The sequence below is a fragment of the Agrobacterium sp. V1 genome (assembly GCF_030518355.1).
Lineage (GTDB): Bacteria > Pseudomonadota > Alphaproteobacteria > Rhizobiales > Rhizobiaceae > Agrobacterium > Agrobacterium cucumeris.
This window is the reverse complement of the sequence record NZ_JAULSF010000001.1, coordinates 872,732-890,838: the sequence shown is the minus strand read 5'-3', so window position 1 is coordinate 890,838 and position 18,107 is coordinate 872,732. Positions and strand designations below refer to the sequence as shown.

Here is an 18,107-nt window from a genome sequence, read left to right as displayed (position 1 = left end):
TCGGGCCGATCCGCTAGAGGGTGCGGACCAAGTAATGACCAAGGCTGACAAGGACAGACTGCAATTCGATCTGGCGTCGTTGCGCAAGCAAATCTCCGAGCGCGAAGCCGGTGAGCCTTCGCCGTCCGAGACCGTCGTTCTCAATCCGCTTGCGCGGCAGATTGCCAACCAGCTGCGTGCCGGCAACCATTCACCCAACATGGTGATCGGCCAATTGCGGCTGCTGGAATTCACGATGCTCGTGGTCATCGCCGCCATCGTCAACGGCATCGCCGCCGATCGGGGTCTCGAAACCTTTCTGGCGGTTTTCAGCGCCGGCGTGCTGGGTGCGGCACTCTGCGTGTTCCTGCTGCAAGCGGGCGACTGTTATCAGTTACCGACGCTGCGCACGCCGCTGAAAATGTTTGCCCGCATTCAAGGCGCCGTCTGTCTGTCTTTCGTGGGCGCCGCCTGCTTCCTGCTCGTGGTTTTTCCCAATGCGCTGCATTCCTGGCCGGCATTCGGCATATGGTATGCGATTGGCGCGGTAGCCATTTTCACCGGACGGCTGATCCTTGGCTTTGCCATTCGCCACTGGGGCCGCAATGGCGTCATGGAACGCCGCGCCGTCATCGTCGGTGGTGGCGATGCTGCCAGAGACCTCATCCGTTCGCTCGAGCAGCAGTCGGACAACGATATCCGCATCTGCGGGATTTTCGACGACCGGAAAAGCGAGCGCTCTCCCGATGTCGTCGCCGGTTATCCCAAGCTCGGCACCTTTGCCGAACTGGTGGAATTTGCCCGCCTGACAAAGCTCGACATGCTGATCATCGCCCTGCCGCTGAGCGCAGAGGCCCGCATTCTCCAGCTCTTGCGCAAACTCTGGGTGCTGCCGGTCGATATTCGCATCGCCGCTCACGCCAATAAATTGCGGTTCCGTCCGCGCGCCTATTCGCATGTGGGCAATGTGCCGATGCTCGATGTGTTCGACAAGCCGATCCGCGACTGGGATTCGGTGGCGAAACGGATATTCGACATCACCTTCAGCCTCCTCGGCATCGCCCTTTTCTGGCCGGTGATGCTGGGAGCCGGGATTGCCGTCAAGGCCACGTCCAAAGGCCCCATCCTCTTCAAGCAGAAGCGTCACGGCTTCAACAATGAGACGATCAATGTCTGGAAGTTCCGTTCCATGTATACGGAACTCAGCGATCCCACCGCCAAGAAGGCCGTCACTAAGAACGACCCGCGTGTCACGCCGGTCGGCCGTTTCCTGCGCAAATCGTCGATGGACGAGCTGCCGCAGCTCTTCAACGTTCTCTATGGCGATCTCTCGCTGGTCGGCCCGCGCCCGCACGCAGTCCATGCCCAGACGGGTGATCTGAAATATACCGAAGTGGTGGAGCATTATTTCGCGCGTCACAAGGTCAAGCCCGGCGTGACCGGTTGGGCGCAGATCAATGGCTGGCGCGGTGAAATCGACCATGGCGACAAGATCAAGTTCCGCACCGAATATGATCTTTATTACATCGAGAACTGGTCGCTTTTCCTCGATCTCAAGATCCTGTTCCTGACGCCGATACGGCTGCTCAAATCGGAAAATGCCTATTGACCCACGTCGGTTACCAACACGCACCGGGTTTTGATGCGCCTCTGGCCGCCATGCGGCTCGTCGGTTCGTTCTTCATTGCCTTCGGCGTGTTCCTCTCCGGCTTCGTCATCTCCGAACCGGCGCCCTACGAGCTGATGATGGTCGGGCAAGTGGCCATCTGGTTCCTGCTGGGCCTGCGCCTTTCCCGCACCGTCGTGCTGCTGCTGTGCCTGCTGCTTGCCTTTAATGTCGGCGGTTACCTTTCGCTCACCACCATGGCCGATCTGGACGAGGGGCCGCTTTACCTCGCCGTCTCGACCTTTCTGGCATTGACCTCGGTTTTTTACGCGGCGATCATCGAGGACAAGTACCAGCGGCTGCTGCTGATTTTTCGCGCCTGGCTCGCCGCGGCGCTGATAACCTCGCTGCTCGGTATCATCGGATATTTTCACGCCCTTCCCGGCTTTGAGGTCTTCACGCTTTACGATCGCGCCAAGGGTGCCTTTCAGGACCCGAACGTCTTTGGTCCCTTCCTGGTGACACCGTCGCTTTACCTGATCTATGGCCTGCTCACCGGCAAGGCGATGCATGCGCCGTGGCGTATCCTCGGCCTGCTGATCCTGTCGCTTGGCGTGTTCCTGTCGTTTTCGCGTGCGGCATGGGGCCTGTTTCTGTTCGCCGCCCTCCTGCTCGTCTTCGTCATGCTGCTGAAGGAGCGCACTGCCGCGTTTCGGCTGAAAATTCTCGTGCTGTTTCTCGTTGCGGTCGCGCTCATGGTCGCAGCCGTCATCATCGCGCTGCAATTCAAACAGGTCTCCGACCTGTTCTTCAGCCGCGCCTCTGCGGTGCAATCCTATGATGGTGGGCATCTGGGGCGCTTTGCCCGTCACTATCTTGGTTTCCTGCTGGCGATGGAACATCCGCTCGGCATCGGGCCGATGGTGTTCGACAATATCTTTCCCGCCGCCGAACATAATATCTGGCTGAAAAGCCTGACAACGCATGGCTGGTTCGGTTTCGTGATCTATCTGACGCTGATCTGCTGGACGATCGCTGCCGGTTTCAGGCATCTGCTGCGGCCGCGGCCGTGGCAGCCGTTCCTGATCATTTCCTGGGTGACCTTTGTCGGCCACGTCATGATCGGCGCCGTCATCGATACCGATCACTGGCGGCATTTCTTCCTGCTGCTCGGCATATTGTGGGGCTGCATGGCGCTGGAAAAACGCGAAAAGCTGCGCCGCCGCACAAGCCACGCCTAAAATGCTTCCCCTTACGGAACCCTTCGCGATTTCATGCGTTTAGCCCGCGATTATGATCGTCAAACGGGGAGACATCTTATGACGCAGACCAATAATCTCTATCTCATCATCGGCGCACTCCTGGTGGTCCTTGTCGGCCTTGGGGCCTATGTCTGGCACGAGGAGAGCAAACCGAAGGGCATCGAGATGAATATCGGCCCGAACGGCGTTTCCGTTCAGGAAAATTAAGGCGCAAGCGTCGCGCAAACTTCCTTCATTAGACCGGGTGCACCCCAAGCCCAAGCGGCGTGGGACGCACCCGGTCTTCTTATGAGAGGAGACGAAAGGCGGGATCAACAATCCGCGCCAAGCCGGTTCGGTACGAATGATGCGTATCGGGCTGATCATGGAAAAGTTATCGAAATGGTCTCCTCCGTCGACCTGTCCACCCGCCTCACCGCCACCAGATTAGCCCTCAAGGCCATCAAGGAGCAGGATGACAACTCCACCGCGACCTCATCTTCCTCGTCGCGGGCAGCGCTGCCTGGCGCCTATGGCGTCGATACGTCTTCTTCCACAAATACGAGGCTGACACAGCTTCTGGCGCAATATGCGCAGACCGCCGGCGTGGAGACGCAGACCGAGACGACACCTCAGGCTTCATCCGGCGATATTACGCAGGCCGGTTTCATGAAGGATCTGAAGGCGATGCTGGAGGATTTGTCCAAGGACCCGGACAAGGCCTCGCAGGCAAAGGCGATGCTGGAAGCACTGGCCGCCGGCACGCTCACCGTATCCGATCCATCCGAAGGCGCGCAGATCAAGGCGTGGGACGTGAAGGCCGATTCGAAAACCACCTCGAAACCCGCAACCGAGATCGCCACGACGGGCTGGAGCGATTTTCTGAAGGATCACCTCAAACGCGACGGCTCAGCCTATAGCAAGAGCGCCAGCGGCGCTTATGTTGACAGGATTTCCGGCGACAACGCGTTTTTCGGCAGCGTCGGCAGCCGCTATTATTATCTCACCTGGCCGCAGGCAAAACCCGGCACGCTGACCGTCTAAGCGGCCGCTTCCGAACCCATCTGGACAAAACGCTGCGGCATCGATCATGCCGCAGCGTTGTTCCTGCCATTCAAGCGACGGGCGCAGCCGCCTGCGCGGTTTCACCCGACAGAGCTTTTTGCAATTGCGCTTCCTGCTCAGGAGACAGCGAGGTCTTGATGACCCGGCCGCGCAGCCCTTCCAGTTCCGCCAGAACCTTTTCCGGCTGTACCTTGCGGATCAGCACGAACAGTGCCGAAGAGCCATTGGGAATGGTTTCGCCAAGGGATTTGATGAAATCGTCATCAATGCCGAAATCGGTCAGCGAACCCGCCAGCGCGCCCGTGCCGGCACCAATTGCGCCGCCAATTGCAAAGCCCGCCAACGGATTAAGGAACAGCAGGCCGACAAGGCCGCCCCAGAGGCCGCCGGACAGAAAACCGGAGCTTGCGCCAAGCGCCGTCAGATTGACGCTCTGCTTCAGATGCACCTTGCCGTTTTCATCACGAACAACGACCACGGCGTCTTCCAGATCGACCAGATATTCCTTTTTCAGGCCGGCGAGCTTCAGAAGAACGCGGTCGGCCTCTTCCGTTCCATCAAAACCAACAACGACGAGTTCGGACATATTTATCTCCCTGAGTTTCAATTCCGCTGCAATTGAACGCTGAAGTTCACGGCAGGTTCCAGCCATGATGGAAAGAGGATGTGTCATGCGTTTGACGGAAGCAACCGGTAGAGAGCGGAACGACAGTCTGTCCCCTGCCCGCCATCCACACCCTTTGTTCCTTTTTTTGAGAAAAGGCGATTTTCCGCTTGCGCCCTAACAGGCTTATATATAAACGGCTTTCAGGTTCGGAGCGTAGCGCAGCCCGGTAGCGCACTTGACTGGGGGTCAAGGGGTCGTGGGTTCGAATCCCGCCGCTCCGACCATAAAAATCAGATAGATAGCCAGTTCCCCCAGAGCTGGCTATATTTGTTTTAGCGACATTGCAGCCCTCGGGTCCACTCTCGCAACTGCGCGTTAGGCTTTGCGTGGTGTTTGGTTCTTTCCCGTCCTGACGGCGCGCATTTGATTTGCTGGAGGCTGATTGATTGAGCGCTAGACCAAATTTGTTCCTGCCGCCATCGCCGTCCCCCTGACGGTTATCGTGTTCAAGCACGCCCCCAGCACCCTGACGAAGCCTGAGCCTGAAGGACATTGACATGGCGAAGAAATCAAAAATCGAACACTCCGAATTTTCAGGCGAATTCGAAGATGACGGTGTCACGGTCCTCGTCGATATCTACCGAGCCGCCGGCACACAGCAGGATTGGAAGCTTGAGGTCATAAGCGAAAATGACCTTGTCACCACCTGGGACGAACCGTTCGCCACCGATAAAGATGCATGGGAAGAATTCCTTGCCACGTGCGAAAAGGACGGCATTCGTAGCTTTCTTGAAGACGAGGATCCCGCAGTCCATTAGGGTCTGCCCACACGAACCAAGTCGCAGGATAATTGTGGGGCCACCCGCCGTATTCACCACCCTGCGGAGGACAAGGGCTTTCGGCGTTAGCGTCGGTCGCAATTGTTGCTTCGTTATGGAGTGGTGATTTGCCCCTCGAAACTTATCAAACGCAAAGATAGCCCATTGTGGTGACTACGGGGATTCAGTCGCGGCACTAGCGTTTATAAGTCAACGCATAGCGATGACAGCGATGCGGCTGAAGCGATCAGAATGATTTTCGAGCGGCAGTCGCTGGAACAGGTGTTTGAGATGAAGGTGCGCGTGGCCTTGCCCTGTTGCGCGCATTGCTGCCGCATCACTCGATATTGGCCGGGTTAATCTGAGGCGTCACGAGTGTGTCCGGCGGGCGTTTACGATCCGCTGGTTTCTTTTTCCTTCTTCGCCTGATCGTGATGCCACTTGATGGCGAAGTACATGCCCGTACCCAATACGATAATCTTGAACGGGAAGAAGACTATAGGGAACAAATCCACCCAATTCCAATCCGTCATTTTGAATATTTCCAGTCTATTCTTGACATAATCTCCCGCGACTAGAGCTACGTCAAAACTGCTGTTTCAGCAACTTCATTCATGCACGCAAGCACGGTCTTTTTGACGCAGCCCAGCCCCGTTTGTTTCATCCGGGGCGCTTGCGTCATGCCTCAGCCATCCACTGCCGTATGGCGCTCACCAGCCGCCATTCGTTCAGTCCGGTAGCGAGGAATGCCTAGTAATCAACAGGTTGGCGATTTGCCCTTTGTTCATGCCACTCGCCTTTCGTCAAAGAGAATGATTGCGCGCATTGCTTTGTTGACTCTTCGCTAAAATTAGAACATTTAGTGAACAAAAGAGAGGTCACCGAGATGTCCGATGCTGCGAAAACCACCCCCGTACGGCCGGACGACATAGCCGGATACGTCATCCAGTGTCACGATGGCGATGCGAGGGCGGCCGTCGAAACGCTGCTTGGTGAAATCGAGCATTTGCAGGAACAGCTTTCCCTTGCGGTTGCCATCATGGGCAAAGGATATACGCGCGGCTGGACGCCGGATATGGCAGGCGATTGAGTCGGCTGTTTGCTGCTGGATGCGGTTTATCGGATGATGAGACCGTAACTTTGACGGACCATGCCTTTGATGTGGATGGAGCTCGCACCTGCCAGAATCGCCCTCCGGCAAGATATTTCCGACAAGATAGTGCATTGCGGGTCGGGTCGATTACGGACCGCATCCTGATCCGCCTTATCACCGCTCCGCCGCTGTCATGGCCTCGCCAATTGAGCAAGCCCGCACCGAGAATTGCGTGCAGCCTGATCGCATCGGCAATCAAGACAGAACGCAAATCCCTGTGCCGGGAACGATCCATGATTTACGCAGGATCAGCTTGAAGCGCCCTCAGAACTCGTTTGAGGCGATGGCGAAGTCGTCGGTGATTGGCATGTGCTCCACATTCTCCCAGGTTCTGTCCATGGCATAGGTTGCCGAGAGATAGGGAATGCCGATGTGGCCGTAACGCACCGAAAGCTGGCTTTCCGCCTCCTTCTCGCCGAGGCGTGCGACGCGGCTGAGGTAAAGAGCGGTGGCGAGGCCTGTCCGGTCAGCGCCGGCCTTGCAATGGATGAGGATCGGTTTCGGCGCATCGCGCATGATCGCGACGAGCTGGTTGACCTGATCCATGTTGAGTTCCCGGCTGGCCGACATGCCGAAATCGATGTGCTTCAATCCAAGCTCGCGCGCTGTTTCAACCTCGTCCCGGTACCAGGTCTGGGACTCATTCGGTCCGCGCAGGTTGATAACCGTCTTGATGCCGTGATCCCTGGTGTAGCGGACAAGCTCTTCATTGCTCGGCTGGTTGGAACGGTAAAGTTGACCGGCCACCACCTCGTGAAAGTTGCCGAGGAGCTGGATGGCGTAAAGATATCCGCCTGCCGCAAGCACAACAAAGCCCATGCCCCCAAAGGAGCACTTCCAAAATCTTCGCATAATAAAACGGTTCCCTTACTCGACAGGAGAACCGATACAGACGGATTCTGACAGCAAGCTGAAAGTTATGCGACAGTATTGTAAGAGTAAAAAAATTGCGTTCGATCAACGCACGAAAACGTAAACCGCATAGACCGCGATAAGCGCCGCGGCCACTGCTGCCGTGATGACGCCGAGGCGTTTTTCGATGAAATGGCGCACTGAATCACCATATCTCTGCAGCAATCCGGCAAGAATGAAAAAGCGGGCGCCACGTGTGACGACGGCCGAAAGAATGAAGAGGCCGAGGCTGATATTGGCCGCGCCTGAGAGGATCGTCACCACCTTGATCGGCGGCAGGTGTGCAAGTCCCGATGTCACCAGCAGGAGAACGATGGTTTCGTAGTCCACCGAGTTCTTCAGCTGTTCGAAACTGTCGAGCTTGCCGTAAAATTCGAGGATGGGCCGCGCGATGCTCTCGAAAGCATAATGGCCGAGGAACCAGCCGGCGATGCCGCCGAGGACCGAGGCGACCGTCGCCACAAACGCATAAAACATCGCCTTTTTCGGCTTGGCCAACACCATGGGCAGGAAAAGCACATCCGCAGGCACGACGAAGACGGAGCTTTCCACAAAAGCGACGATCGCCAGCCACCATACGGCGGTTTTGCGCGCCGCAAGCGCCATCGTCCAGGCGTAGATGTTTTTCAGCATTTCATGTCCCCGGGAAGAGTGTGGAGCGAAGTCAAGGCGGGAGTGCCGAGGCATCTCACCGGTCATTCAGGCGATTTACGGCGGCGCGCAGCAGACGCAGAAAAGCCAGCGCCGCAGCAGGATTAGACACAACGCAAGAGAATGGCAAATGTTGGAAGATTTATTTTTGCATCGCGGAAAATGAGAAATGCCAGCAATTCCAGTCCACACCGGCATGCGGTTGCTGCGCTGCGAAATTTCACCCTGTGGTAGATGAACTCGCCTTTTTGCTGTAGAATAAAAGCCGTAAGAAGTGGAGGAAGTTATCATGGACTATGTAAACTTCATTACGTCGATCAATCCGGTGATACTGGCCATCCTGCTGGTGGTTCTTCTCGCCGGCGCCTATAGCCACTGGGTTTCGCACTAATAGAGCGAAAGATACGACGAACCATGACGATGCCGATTTCTATCGGCGATAGGCATGTGGCCGGATGAATGTTATCAAACCCGGAGTTAAAACAACTTCCGGGAAGCGGCATGACGAACGAATTCGCATTCACTGATACGTCTGAAAAGCTCAGCACCACGCTGGAGAAGCTTATAGGCAAGTTGCAGGGCCAGACGATCACGTTGCGCGAACTGATGGAAGCAATCGGCGAACAGGGCCTGTTGCTTATCTGCGCAATTGCGTCCCTGCCCTTTCTCATTCCGGTCTCCATTCCCGGCGTCAGCACGGTGTTCGGCGCGGCGATCATCCTCGTCAGTCTCGCAATCACGCTGAACCGCCTGCCATGGCTGCCGGCGAAAATCCTCGACCGGCAGATGGAAACGGCAAAGCTGGTGCCGGCGCTTCAAAAAGGTGTCGCCATCGTTTCCAAGCTGGATGGATTTATTCGCCCGCGTGTACCGGCGCTCACCACCGGCATTGTCGCCAACAGAATAAACGGTCTGGCGCTGATGACGGCAGGTGTGTTGCTGATGATGCCACTCGGCTTCATTCCCTTTTCCAACACCCTGCCCGGTGTCGCCATCCTGCTTTTATCTGCGGGCATGATTCAAAGAGACGGCGTCACCGTGCTCGGCGGTTATCTGTTTCTCGGCCTGACGGCGATTTATTTCGCAGCGCTTGCCTATGCCGCTTTCTGGGCCGGACAGGGCATCAGCAGCTCGATCGGTGGATAAGGCCTACTGTCCCCTGTTGCGACGGGCCTCGCGGCCGTTCTGCCGCGATGCCCACCAGACCGCGAGCCTTCGCCGCCTGCGGCGCACCGCCGGCAGATCGTGCGAAAGTACGACAAGACCGAGCGGAATCATCCAGAAACCGAGAACGGGCAAAAACCCCAACGTTCCGCCAACCACCAGAGCGGAGCCGGTGGCGATCCTGCCAACCCGCGAACGCGGCATGGCAAGGCTCCATTTTCCGACATGGAGGCGACCCGTCTTGTGGTTCATTCCGAATTTCATTCCATCCTGCCCTTCAGCGTCTGGCCTGTGGATAATTTTTTGAACGTCGATAAGCCCGGAAAATCGGGACTTCAGAGGGATAAAACAAGAGGAATGCGTTTTTTTTGAAAAAACCGCTTGGCAAATCGGAAAAGCATTTGTATTACCCCGCTCACACCGCGCCAAGCAGCGCACGTTCCCTGGTAGCTCAGCGGTAGAGCATTCGACTGTTAATCGACAGGTCGCCGGTTCGAATCCGGCCCGGGGAGCCATTTCTCTCAAAAACGTGTTTTGAAGAGCGAAGTGCAGCTGCATTCGCCCGATCCGGTTCGTGGCATTTTTCGCCCACCTGACTGGCGGGCCTTCCAGTAATCAGCTCTTCTTGACCGCGCGCTTCGTTGCCTTTGCGGCGTTGGTGAGCGCCGGCGGATCGCTGGCCGGGAAACTTTCTTCAAGGCTTTCCGTGAGATCGTCGACTTTGGCCTTGCCCGTCGACTTCTGCTCCTTCTCAAGCGATTTTACCGCGGGGGATTTGGCCTTTGCTGCCGGAGCCTTCTTCGCTGGCGTTTTCTTCGCCGGCGCCTTGTCCGTTGATGTCTTGTATGCCGAGGTCTTGGCAGCTGCGGATTTTTTCACGCCATTCTTGCCCGTCGTCTTTGCGGCTCCGGCACCGGCGGAGACTTCCCGTTCCGCCTCGCTCCAGTGGCGCTCATGATGCCCGTCAGGTCTGCCTTCCTTCTCCCATATTGCGCGCGCTTTTTCACGGATTGCGGCTTCGCGATCATAGCTCATAACAGGCCTCCCTCTTTGCGTTGCACCGGTTTTGATTGTGCCACTGAAAAAACAGAAAAAGCCAGACTTTGTTCCTCGCAGACCGATTGTGAATGAGCATTTCTTCGAAAAAGGGAACCGTCATGGATGCGGGATCGTTTGCCCCGCGGAAACCCCGCAGGAGAATTACTCAATGAGCACCCCGAAAAAGCCGAAGAACGAACCGCTCGATATTCGCGACGAGGATGTGGCGCGTTTCGAAACCGACAGCGAGCTCAAATCGAAAGACGGTGAGATTTATCCGGATGAGACAATGAGCCTGCGCGCCCGTCGGCAGGCAGCCCGCCAGCATGAGGACGCCTTCATCGTTGCCACCGACCTTGAGGATGATGACCAGCGCGACGCCGCACCCGGCACCAGGGAGCAGCCATAGGCCCCTAGAAATGGATAAGGCGGGTCATGGCCCGCCTTTATAAGAATATGTGCTGTGTGGTCGTCAACGGCGAACGGAAACGATGGCCTTGCGGTTGAAATTCGATACCTGCACCCGGCCAGACTGGTTACCGCCGAGGATCTGGGCGGTCTTGCCGCTCATGCTCTTCAGAATTCCGGCGTGATAACCGCGACCGTTGCGGATGACGACGATATCGCCGGGCTTGGCCTGGCCGACGGGAACGGCGTAACCGAAAGAGGTCCAGGACTTCGCAAATCCGTAGGATTTCGGCGACTGCCGGCCGGCCTTGCTGGCGACGGCATGCAGGAAGAGGCCACACCAGGGGGTGCTGCGGGGATTTGCCCCAAGAATATTCTTCAGGCTCTTATTGTTCTTGGACTCATGCAGCCCGGTGTATTTTTCTGCCTGGTTCAGCATGCCGGCAGAGGCCGGCGCCGCGACTGTAAAAGCCAAGGCAGCGGATAGAATTAACGCGGATACTCTCAAACGTCTCGCCCTTATGTTGGAGGGCGTCCGTGTATTGTGACAATTTAGCGACAATTTGACGAGAAATGGGCAGAAATCAGACGCCTATTCATGCGGCCTGATCTGTCATTGCTTTAAAACAGGCTGCCCTGCGCCTCATCGGCGCGGCTGCGGCTGGCATTTTCGAGATCCAGCATGCGCAATTTGGTGGTGGTTCCGCCCGGCGCGGAGAAACCGCCCAGCCGGCCGCCAGCCGCCAGAACGCGGTGGCAGGGAATGATGAGCGGCACCGGATTTTTCGCCATCGCCTGCCCGACATCGCGGGCCTTTTCCATGCCGAGGCCAAGCTCTTTCACGATGCCGCCATAGGTCGTCGTGCGGCCCCAGCCGATCTGCCGCGCAACATCGTAGACATCGAGAAAAAACCGCTCCTGCCCGGAGAGATCCAGTTCGACGGGGGTAAAATCGATCGCCTCACCAGCGAAATAGCGGGTGATCATCGCGATCACTTCACGCGTGCGTGTGTCGGGAACCGCAATCGTGGACGATGGAACACGTTTAAGGAGAAGCTTTTCTGTTTCCCCTGCATCAGCAGCGGGCAATTGCAGACGGGCGATGCCGCGCCCCGCCCATGCAAGGCCGCAATGGCCAAGCGCGGTTGGAAAAACAATATAGCCGTAGTGGTTGGTCATCGCGTTCATTCATCCGCTTCGGGCGCATACGATGCCATATCCTGCGTCCGAAACAACCCGTTTCCTGATCTTCAAAAAAACAAGGCCACCCGGTTCGGCGGGTGGCCTTTTCCATGCCAGTCCTGAAAAACAGCTTAGGATGCGATTTTATTCTGCGTCTCCGCCCTGTCCTCCATCAGGCATTGCGCCTGCCGGCTGGCCGCAACGAAGGCCGTGCGGGCAATTTCACCCGCCACATCACCCATCAGCGAGGCGCGGCACAGACGAAGCGCCTGCTCATGCGCCTTGTCGCCGCGTTCTGGCCATTCGTGCTGCAGAAAATCGAAGGCTTCGTAAACGCCGTTGAAAATTCGGGGCGCACCGTTTTCAAGGGAAATGGTAACGGGCTTTTCCCACTTAACGTCTTTCAGCAACATTGATTGCACTTCCATGCTCTATTAACCCGCGACAAACGCCGGCTCCTCCAGTTGGTTCCCTTCACCTGCTGTTTCAAGAGCGAAAAAATAACCCTCGAGAAACCATGTGCCCCATCTTTCCATTCTAGTCGATTTGCGGAACAAAGCGTTTCAACACTCGTTCAAGCGGAAGTGAACCGGGTTATTTCATGCCGACAACAGCCTCCCCCGTCATCGTCTGGTTCCGCAGGGATCTGCGCCTTTCGGACAATGTTGCCCTTCTCGCAGCTGTGGACCACGGCGGCCCCATCATCCCCGTCTATGTCAGAGAAAAGTCCTCTGGCCCGCTGGGCGGTGCGCAGGAGTGGTGGCTTCACCATTCGCTTGCCTCGCTTTCCGCCGCGCTGGAAAAAACCGGCAGCCGCCTTCTGCTTTTAAGCGGCGATGCCGAAAAGATGCTGCGGCAGCTGATATCGGAAACCGGCGCAGACTCGGTATTCTGGAACCGCCGGTATGATCCGGCCGGCATGGCCACGGACAGGGCGTTGAAACAGAAGCTTCGCGACGATGGTCTGACGGTTCGCAGCTTTTCCGGCCATCTTCTGCACGAACCCTCACGGTTGAAGACGAAATCCGGCGGCCCCTACCGGGTCTATACGCCCTTCTGGCGGGCGCTGGAGGGTGGCGAGGAGCCGCATGCCCCGGCGGAGGCGCCAGAGAGCCTGAAAGCACCGAAGACATGGCCGACATCGGAAAAGCTTGATGGCTGGAAGCTGCTGCCGGTCAAGCCGGACTGGGCGAAGCACTTCAGCGACATCTGGGCGCCCGGCGAAGATGGCGCACAGGAGAAACTCAACGACTTCATCGATGGCGCTCTGAAAGGCTATGAAGAAGGCCGCGATTTTCCGGCAAAGGACGCGACCTCGATGCTTGCGCCGCATCTGGCCTTGGGGGAAATATCGCCCGCCACCGTATGGCACGCGACGAAGGGGCTTTCCCGCCACATCGCCTCAAACGATATCAGCCGTTTTCGCAAGGAAATCGCCTGGCGGGAATTCTGCTATCACCTGCTGTTTCATTTCCCTGAATTGGACGAGAAAAACTGGAACGACAGTTTCGACGCCTTCGGTTGGCGGGACGATGAGAAATCCTTCAAGGCCTGGACGCGCGGCATGACGGGTTATCCCATCGTCGATGCCGGCATGCGGCAATTGTGGCAGCACGGCACCATGCACAACCGGGTGCGCATGATCGTGGCCTCCTTCCTCATCAAACATCTGCTGATCGACTGGCGGAAAGGCGAGAAATGGTTCCGAGATACGCTTGTCGATGCCGACCCGGCCTCAAACGCCGCCAACTGGCAATGGGTGGCGGGTTCCGGGGCGGATGCCTCGCCATTCTTCCGCATCTTCAACCCCATCCTGCAGGGCGAGAAATTCGACGGTGATGGCGACTATGTGCGCCACTTCGTACCGGAGCTGGAAAAGCTCGAGCGGAAATACATCCACAAGCCGTTCGAAGCGCCGAAAGACGTGTTGAAAAAAGCGGGTATCACGCTTGGTGAAACCTATCCATTGCCAATCGTCGACCATGCAAAGGCGCGGGAAAGAGCGCTTGCGGCCTATGCTGCGGTGAAGAACAACGCATAAAACTGGGTATCGGCAAAATTTTGCGTGGCGAAGCCAAAGCCGGGAAGATAATTTCTTGCCTAAAGGCGGTTGTAACGGGACATAACGGCACCTAATTTCCGCTCAGACAAGAAGGCTCAATCATGACCATTCATCCCTCTGCGCTTAGTGCTATTGGCAACACGCCACTCATCCGTCTGAAAGCCGCTTCTGAAGCGACGGGCTGCGAAATCCTCGGCAAGGCGGAATTCCTCAATCCCGGCCAGTCGGTGAAGGATCGTGCCGCGCTCTACATCATTCGCGACGCCGAGCGGCGCGGGCAGCTGCGCCCGGGCGGCACCATCGTCGAAGGCACGGCGGGTAATACAGGCATTGGCCTGTCGCTGGTCGCCAATGCACTCGGCTACAAGACCGTCATCGTCATTCCCGAGACGCAGAGCCAGGAAAAAAAGGACGCGCTGAAGCTTCTCGGCGCCAAGCTGGTCGAGGTTCCGGCCGCCCCCTATTCCAACCCGAACAATTACGTGAAGGTTTCCGGCCGGCTGGCAAAACAGCTTGCCGCAACCGATGAAAACGGCGCGATCTGGGCCAACCAATTCGACAATATCGCCAACCGTCAGGCCCATATCGAAACCACCGCCCCGGAAATCTGGGACCAGACGGATGGCAAGGTCGATGGTTTCATATGCTCGGTCGGTTCAGGCGGAACGCTGGCGGGCGTGGCCGATGGCCTGCGCGATTTCAACCCTGATATCAAGATCGGCCTTGCCGACCCTGAAGGTGCCGCCCTTTACGAATTCTACAAGCACGGCGTCCTGAAGTCCGAAGGTTCTTCCATCACCGAGGGCATTGGGCAGGGCCGCATCACCGCCAATCTGGAAGGTTTTACGCCGGACTTTTCCTATCGGGTCTCGGATGCGGAAGCGCTGCCGGTGCTGTTCGATCTCGTTACGAAGGAAGGGCTTTGCCTCGGCGGTTCTTCCGGCATCAACATTGCCGGCGCAATCCGCCTTGCCCGCGAGCTTGGTCCGGGGCATACAATCGTGACGATACTATGCGACTACGGCAATCGTTATCAGTCGAAGCTGTTCAATCCGGATTTCCTGCGCTCCAAGGGGCTGCCGATTCCGCAATGGCTGGCGACGAAAAGCGAGATTGCGGTTCCGTACGAAACCGTTTGAGGACATGCCGAAATGCCTGTGAATGCCCTGTTCCGTGACGATTTTTATCTCTCGACCGTAGAAGCAATCGTCACGGCGGTGCATGAGGATGGTGGCATAGAATTCGACCAGACCTGCTTTTATGCCACCTCCGGCGGCCAGCCGGGCGATAGCGGGTTTCTCGAGCGGGCGGATGGTTCGCGCATCGACCTCGGCGTCACCAAGAACGGTGCCGACAAGAGCGTCATCATCCATGTGCCGCTCGAAGGCCAGCCTTCTCCCGACGTTGGCGAGAAGCTGACCCTGCATGTGGACTGGCCACGCCGCTACAAGCTGATGCGCATGCATACGGCCTGCCATCTGCTCTCCGTCGTCTGCCAGTGGCCAATCACCGGAGCTGCCGTCGGCGAGGAAGAATCGCGTGTTGATTTCGACATGTCGGAAACCATCGACAAGGATGAGGTCACGGCCAAGCTGATGGAGTTGGTGAAAGCCAACCATCCCGTCTTCCTGCAATGGATTACCGACGAGGAGTTGGCTGCCAATCCGGGCATCGTCAAATCCAAGAATGTGCGCCCGCCGATGGGCCTTGGCCGTGTCAGCCTCGTCTGCATCGGCGAAAATTCCAGCATCGACAGCCAGCCCTGCGGCGGCACCCATGTTTCCGCAACGCAGGAAGTGGGCGATATTCACATTGCCAAGATAGAAAAGAAGGGCAAGGAGAACAGGCGGTTCCGCATTCGTTTCGGCGCGCCTGAAGCTGTTGCCTGAGATCGGGAGAGACATCGTGAGCACGGATAAGAGCCGTTTCGTCGTTTCGGCGGACTGGGTGGAAAAACAGCTTGGCACAGCCCGGTTTCGTCTCGTTGATGCCTCGTGGTATCTGCCGGCGCACAAGCGCAATGGCGCGGAGGAATTCGCGGCCGGCCATCTGCCCGGCGCAGTGTTCTTCGATCAGGACAAGATCGCCGATCACACCACCGGTCTGCCGCACTCGCTACCCTCACCGGAATTTTTTGCGCAGGAGGCCGGCGAGCTTGGTTTCAGCGAGAATGATACGATCGTGGTCTATGACGGCCCCGGTTTCTTTTCCGCACCGCGCGTCTGGTGGATGCTGCGGGTGATGGGCGTGCGCAAGGCCTATGTGCTGGATGGCGGCCTTGATGGCTGGAAGCGCGAAGGCCGGCTACTTGAAACCGGTACGCCGAAGATCGAGCCTGCGACCTTTACGCCTGACTTCAACGAGAAACGCGTGACATCGCTGTCGACCATGCGCGGCATTGTCGATAGCGGCGAAAAGCAGATTGCCGATGCCCGCGGCGCGGGGCGCTTCACTGGCGACGAGGCCGAACCACGTGCCGGCATGCGGTCGGGCCATATGCCCGGCGCGCGCAGCCTGCCGGCGACAGCCTTTTCGGAGAACGGCCACTTCAAGGACCTGACCGCAATCCGCAAGATGGTGACTGATGCGGGCATCGATCTTGGCAAGCCGGTGGTGACGAGCTGCGGCTCGGGCGTTACCGCCGCCGTCATCACGCTGGCGCTGGAATCGCTCGGCCATCAGGATAATTCGCTCTATGACGGTTCCTGGTCGGAATGGGGCGGGCTGGAAGACACGCCTGTCGCCACCGGACCCGCCGAGCCTGTCCCCGTTGTATCGCATGGGCCTTTGAAGGCGCATGTGACGCAGCTGGAAATGACGTCGCCGCCGAAGGTCAGCCTGCCGATCCCCGTCAACATCCAGACGGCATTGATGCGGGTCACCGATATTCCCCTGCACTTCTATCGCTATCTTTACTGGCGGGTGGGTAAACGCTGGCATTGGCAGAAGCGCATGCGCATGAGCGATGCGGAGCTGTCAGCCGTCCTCAAGGACCCGAAGAACAGCGTTACGGTTCTTTATATGAACGGTGCGCCTGCCGGTTTCTTCGAGTTGCACAAGGCGAGCGACGAGGTGACCGAGCTTTCCTATTTCGGCCTGCTCGAAGAGGCGATTGGCGCTGGCGTCGGCAAGTGGTTCCTGTTGCAGGCGCTTTACGCGGCCTGGCAGGATAATCCGAAACGGGTGACTGTCACGACCAATACGCTCGATCATCCGCGTGCGCTGCAACTTTACCAGATGATGGGCTTCTCGCCCGTCGGCACCTATGAGGCCTGGGTGGAGCCTCTTTCCGATACCGAGCTTCTGGAAATTTCGCTGCGTAATTGAGTAGCGCCATTGAGAGCAACGCGTGCCATTCGCCGATAGGGAGTGTCTGGTTCCCACTGCCTCATTCCTGTGCTCGTCACAGGAATCCAGTCAGCCCAAGTCCTTGGGCTGAAAAGGACTCTCTCGCCGCGCAGACGCGCGTCGGCTGGATTCCTGTGACAAGCACAGGAATGAGGGAGTGAGGGAAATGTCAGCGCAGGAACCGCTGCGCAATGTTGGTGGGGATACCTTTAACGGCGCAGCATTCATGCCCGGTCGATAATCAGATGGGTAGCACCCTCGCCCGCCACCGTTCCTGTGCAGCGATAACCGAGTGCGGGCAAATCCAGCCCTTTGAAAAGCTGTTCGCCCTTGCCGAGAAATACCGGCGCGAGCGCCAGATGCAATTCATCGATCATGCCTTTGGCCATATATTGCCCGATGGTGGAAACGCCGCCGCCGATACGGACATCCTTGCCATTCGCTGCGACGAGCGCGCCATCGAGGGCCGCCTCGATGCCGTTGGTAACGAAATGGAATACCGTGCCGCCCTTCATGGTAAGGGACGGGCGCGGATGGTGCGTCAGCACGAAAACCGGAACGTGATAAGGCGGTTCCTCGCCCCACCAGCCTTTCCAGCTTTCATCCGGCCATGCGCCGCGGATGGGACCGAACATGTTGCGGCCCAAAATCCATGCGCGGATATTTTCGAAGCTCTTTTCGGAAAAATCCTCGTCCGTACCGGTCGAGCCGCCTTCCTTGCCGAACATGCGGTGAAAGGTGCGTGTCTTGAAGGCCCATTGATGCAGCTCTTCGCTGTTCACGCCCAGTGGGTTCCGCAGGCTCTGGTCTGGCCCAGCGCCATATCCATCAAGCGAAATGGAGAAATTGCGAACGACAACCTTCGGCATGGCA

At 57.7% G+C, this 18,107-nt stretch carries 22 protein-coding genes and 2 tRNA genes; 14 read left to right on the top strand and 10 right to left on the bottom strand.

Annotated elements, in window-relative coordinates:
- Positions 1 to 34 precede the first annotated feature (34 nt).
- From uppE to QSV77_RS04365, 4 genes are all read left to right on the top strand, one after another.
- On the top strand, positions 35 to 1,588 hold the full coding sequence (uppE, locus tag QSV77_RS04380; RefSeq protein WP_271361062.1) for a polysaccharide biosynthesis glycosyltransferase UppE: 1,554 nt from the start codon (positions 35 to 37) through the stop codon (positions 1,586 to 1,588).
- Positions 1,585 to 2,826, top strand: coding sequence for a polysaccharide biosynthesis O-antigen ligase family protein UppF (gene uppF, locus QSV77_RS04375; RefSeq protein ID WP_302732634.1), 1,242 nt, complete (start codon positions 1,585 to 1,587; stop codon positions 2,824 to 2,826). The genes uppE and uppF overlap by 4 nt, the downstream gene beginning before the upstream one ends.
- Positions 2,827 to 2,904: 78 nt before the next feature.
- Positions 2,905 to 3,054 (top strand): hypothetical protein, encoded by a 150-nt coding sequence (locus QSV77_RS04370; protein WP_003496532.1) that lies wholly within the window; start codon positions 2,905 to 2,907, stop codon positions 3,052 to 3,054.
- Between the two features lie 174 nt (positions 3,055 to 3,228).
- Positions 3,229 to 3,870 carry a hypothetical protein gene (locus tag QSV77_RS04365; RefSeq protein WP_302732633.1) on the top strand — a complete coding sequence of 214 codons (642 nt, stop codon included), beginning with the start codon at positions 3,229 to 3,231 and terminating at the stop codon, positions 3,868 to 3,870.
- Positions 3,871 to 3,940: 70 nt separating this feature from the next.
- Here the strand turns inward: QSV77_RS04365 and QSV77_RS04360 are convergent, their stop codons facing one another.
- Positions 3,941 to 4,477, bottom strand: coding sequence for a DUF1269 domain-containing protein (locus tag QSV77_RS04360; protein ID WP_142839586.1), 537 nt, complete (start codon positions 4,475 to 4,477; stop codon positions 3,941 to 3,943).
- Positions 4,478 to 4,705: 228 nt separating this feature from the next.
- On the opposite strand from QSV77_RS04360, the gene QSV77_RS04355 reads away from it, so the two are divergent.
- Positions 4,706 to 4,782, top strand: a tRNA-Pro gene (locus tag QSV77_RS04355).
- A 273-nt stretch (positions 4,783 to 5,055) separates the two neighbouring features.
- On the top strand, positions 5,056 to 5,316 hold the full coding sequence (locus QSV77_RS04350) for a hypothetical protein (RefSeq protein ID WP_302732631.1): 261 nt from the start codon (positions 5,056 to 5,058) through the stop codon (positions 5,314 to 5,316).
- Between the two features lie 392 nt (positions 5,317 to 5,708).
- Here QSV77_RS04350 and QSV77_RS04345 read toward each other — a convergent pair whose 3' ends face one another.
- Entirely contained in the window at positions 5,709 to 5,849 is a 141-nt protein-coding gene (locus QSV77_RS04345; RefSeq protein WP_137002497.1) for a hypothetical protein, read from the bottom strand.
- A gap of 353 nt (positions 5,850 to 6,202) precedes the next feature.
- On the opposite strand from QSV77_RS04345, the gene QSV77_RS04340 reads away from it, so the two are divergent.
- Entirely contained in the window at positions 6,203 to 6,406 is a 204-nt protein-coding gene (locus QSV77_RS04340; RefSeq protein WP_142839585.1) for a hypothetical protein, read from the top strand.
- Between the two features lie 327 nt (positions 6,407 to 6,733).
- On the opposite strand, the gene QSV77_RS04335 is transcribed toward QSV77_RS04340, so the two are convergent.
- Together QSV77_RS04335 and QSV77_RS04330 are read right to left on the bottom strand one after the other, a co-directional pair.
- Entirely contained in the window at positions 6,734 to 7,288 is a 555-nt protein-coding gene (locus QSV77_RS04335; protein WP_302732630.1) for a dual specificity protein phosphatase family protein, read from the bottom strand.
- Between the two features lie 138 nt (positions 7,289 to 7,426).
- Entirely contained in the window at positions 7,427 to 8,014 is a 588-nt protein-coding gene (locus QSV77_RS04330; protein WP_302732628.1) for a YqaA family protein, read from the bottom strand.
- A 519-nt stretch (positions 8,015 to 8,533) separates the two neighbouring features.
- On the opposite strand from QSV77_RS04330, the gene QSV77_RS04325 reads away from it, so the two are divergent.
- Entirely contained in the window at positions 8,534 to 9,178 is a 645-nt protein-coding gene (locus tag QSV77_RS04325; protein ID WP_046800349.1) for an exopolysaccharide biosynthesis protein, read from the top strand.
- Positions 9,179 to 9,181: 3 nt separating this feature from the next.
- On the opposite strand, the gene QSV77_RS04320 is transcribed toward QSV77_RS04325, so the two are convergent.
- On the bottom strand, positions 9,182 to 9,460 hold the full coding sequence (locus QSV77_RS04320; protein ID WP_142839582.1) for a hypothetical protein: 279 nt from the start codon (positions 9,458 to 9,460) through the stop codon (positions 9,182 to 9,184).
- A 176-nt stretch (positions 9,461 to 9,636) separates the two neighbouring features.
- Between QSV77_RS04320 and QSV77_RS04315 the strand changes: the two genes are divergently transcribed.
- A tRNA-Asn gene (locus QSV77_RS04315) sits at positions 9,637 to 9,711 on the top strand.
- A 100-nt stretch (positions 9,712 to 9,811) separates the two neighbouring features.
- Here QSV77_RS04315 and QSV77_RS04310 read toward each other — a convergent pair.
- Positions 9,812 to 10,231 (bottom strand): DUF2934 domain-containing protein, encoded by a 420-nt coding sequence (locus QSV77_RS04310; protein ID WP_302732627.1) that lies wholly within the window; start codon positions 10,229 to 10,231, stop codon positions 9,812 to 9,814.
- A 172-nt stretch (positions 10,232 to 10,403) separates the two neighbouring features.
- Here QSV77_RS04310 and QSV77_RS04305 point away from each other — a divergent pair, with 172 nt between their 5' ends.
- Positions 10,404 to 10,643, top strand: a complete 240-nt coding sequence (locus QSV77_RS04305) for a hypothetical protein (protein ID WP_269698123.1) — start codon at positions 10,404 to 10,406, stop codon at positions 10,641 to 10,643.
- Positions 10,644 to 10,706: 63 nt separating this feature from the next.
- Here the strand turns inward: QSV77_RS04305 and QSV77_RS04300 are convergent, their stop codons facing one another.
- The 3 genes from QSV77_RS04300 to QSV77_RS04290 form a co-directional block, all read right to left on the bottom strand.
- Positions 10,707 to 11,150: a TIGR02594 family protein gene (locus QSV77_RS04300; protein ID WP_142839579.1), complete on the bottom strand. Its 444-nt coding sequence runs from the start codon at positions 11,148 to 11,150 to the stop codon at positions 10,707 to 10,709.
- 113 nt (positions 11,151 to 11,263) lie between these two features.
- Entirely contained in the window at positions 11,264 to 11,821 is a 558-nt protein-coding gene (locus QSV77_RS04295) for a methylated-DNA--[protein]-cysteine S-methyltransferase (protein ID WP_302733884.1), read from the bottom strand.
- Between the two features lie 134 nt (positions 11,822 to 11,955).
- Positions 11,956 to 12,237 (bottom strand): DUF982 domain-containing protein, encoded by a 282-nt coding sequence (locus QSV77_RS04290; protein ID WP_046798901.1) that lies wholly within the window; start codon positions 12,235 to 12,237, stop codon positions 11,956 to 11,958.
- Positions 12,238 to 12,425: 188 nt separating this feature from the next.
- Between QSV77_RS04290 and QSV77_RS04285 the strand changes: the two genes are divergently transcribed.
- The 4 genes from QSV77_RS04285 to sseA all read left to right on the top strand — a co-directional run bounded on the left by QSV77_RS04285 (position 12,426) and on the right by sseA (position 17,213).
- Entirely contained in the window at positions 12,426 to 13,865 is a 1,440-nt protein-coding gene (locus QSV77_RS04285) for a deoxyribodipyrimidine photo-lyase (protein ID WP_302732626.1), read from the top strand.
- Positions 13,866 to 13,987: 122 nt separating this feature from the next.
- Complete coding sequence (locus tag QSV77_RS04280) at positions 13,988 to 15,025, top strand: cysteine synthase A (protein WP_269698126.1); 1,038 nt, start codon at positions 13,988 to 13,990, stop codon at positions 15,023 to 15,025.
- A gap of 12 nt (positions 15,026 to 15,037) precedes the next feature.
- The gene (locus QSV77_RS04275; protein ID WP_302732625.1) at positions 15,038 to 15,775 is read left to right on the top strand and encodes an alanyl-tRNA editing protein; all 738 of its coding nucleotides are present in this window, start codon (positions 15,038 to 15,040) and stop codon (positions 15,773 to 15,775) included.
- A gap of 16 nt (positions 15,776 to 15,791) precedes the next feature.
- Positions 15,792 to 17,213, top strand: coding sequence for a 3-mercaptopyruvate sulfurtransferase (gene sseA / locus QSV77_RS04270; protein ID WP_302732624.1), 1,422 nt, complete (start codon positions 15,792 to 15,794; stop codon positions 17,211 to 17,213).
- A 245-nt stretch (positions 17,214 to 17,458) separates the two neighbouring features.
- Here the strand turns inward: sseA and QSV77_RS04265 are convergent, their stop codons facing one another.
- The gene (locus QSV77_RS04265) at positions 17,459 to 18,103 is read right to left on the bottom strand and encodes a dihydrofolate reductase family protein (RefSeq protein ID WP_302732623.1); all 645 of its coding nucleotides are present in this window, start codon (positions 18,101 to 18,103) and stop codon (positions 17,459 to 17,461) included.
- Positions 18,104 to 18,107: the final 4 nt, after the last annotated feature.

Coding starts and splice junctions, on each gene's coding strand:
- uppE (WP_271361062.1), top strand. CDS start 35: ATGACCAAGGCTGACAAGGACAGACTGCAATTCGATCTGGCGTCGTTG.
- QSV77_RS04370 (WP_003496532.1), top strand. CDS start 2,905: ATGACGCAGACCAATAATCTCTATCTCATCATCGGCGCACTCCTGGTG.
- QSV77_RS04365 (WP_302732633.1), top strand. CDS start 3,229: ATGGTCTCCTCCGTCGACCTGTCCACCCGCCTCACCGCCACCAGATTA.
- QSV77_RS04360 (WP_142839586.1), bottom strand. CDS start 4,477: ATGTCCGAACTCGTCGTTGTTGGTTTTGATGGAACGGAAGAGGCCGAC.
- QSV77_RS04350 (WP_302732631.1), top strand. CDS start 5,056: ATGGCGAAGAAATCAAAAATCGAACACTCCGAATTTTCAGGCGAATTC.
- QSV77_RS04345 (WP_137002497.1), bottom strand. CDS start 5,849: ATGACGGATTGGAATTGGGTGGATTTGTTCCCTATAGTCTTCTTCCCG.
- QSV77_RS04340 (WP_142839585.1), top strand. CDS start 6,203: ATGTCCGATGCTGCGAAAACCACCCCCGTACGGCCGGACGACATAGCC.
- QSV77_RS04335 (WP_302732630.1), bottom strand. CDS start 7,288: ATGGGCTTTGTTGTGCTTGCGGCAGGCGGATATCTTTACGCCATCCAG.
- QSV77_RS04330 (WP_302732628.1), bottom strand. CDS start 8,014: ATGCTGAAAAACATCTACGCCTGGACGATGGCGCTTGCGGCGCGCAAA.
- QSV77_RS04325 (WP_046800349.1), top strand. CDS start 8,534: ATGACGAACGAATTCGCATTCACTGATACGTCTGAAAAGCTCAGCACC.
- QSV77_RS04320 (WP_142839582.1), bottom strand. CDS start 9,460: ATGAAATTCGGAATGAACCACAAGACGGGTCGCCTCCATGTCGGAAAA.
- QSV77_RS04310 (WP_302732627.1), bottom strand. CDS start 10,231: ATGAGCTATGATCGCGAAGCCGCAATCCGTGAAAAAGCGCGCGCAATA.
- QSV77_RS04305 (WP_269698123.1), top strand. CDS start 10,404: ATGAGCACCCCGAAAAAGCCGAAGAACGAACCGCTCGATATTCGCGAC.
- QSV77_RS04295 (WP_302733884.1), bottom strand. CDS start 11,821: ATGACCAACCACTACGGCTATATTGTTTTTCCAACCGCGCTTGGCCAT.
- QSV77_RS04290 (WP_046798901.1), bottom strand. CDS start 12,237: ATGTTGCTGAAAGACGTTAAGTGGGAAAAGCCCGTTACCATTTCCCTT.
- QSV77_RS04285 (WP_302732626.1), top strand. CDS start 12,426: ATGCCGACAACAGCCTCCCCCGTCATCGTCTGGTTCCGCAGGGATCTG.
- QSV77_RS04280 (WP_269698126.1), top strand. CDS start 13,988: ATGACCATTCATCCCTCTGCGCTTAGTGCTATTGGCAACACGCCACTC.
- QSV77_RS04275 (WP_302732625.1), top strand. CDS start 15,038: ATGCCTGTGAATGCCCTGTTCCGTGACGATTTTTATCTCTCGACCGTA.
- QSV77_RS04265 (WP_302732623.1), bottom strand. CDS start 18,103: ATGCCGAAGGTTGTCGTTCGCAATTTCTCCATTTCGCTTGATGGATAT.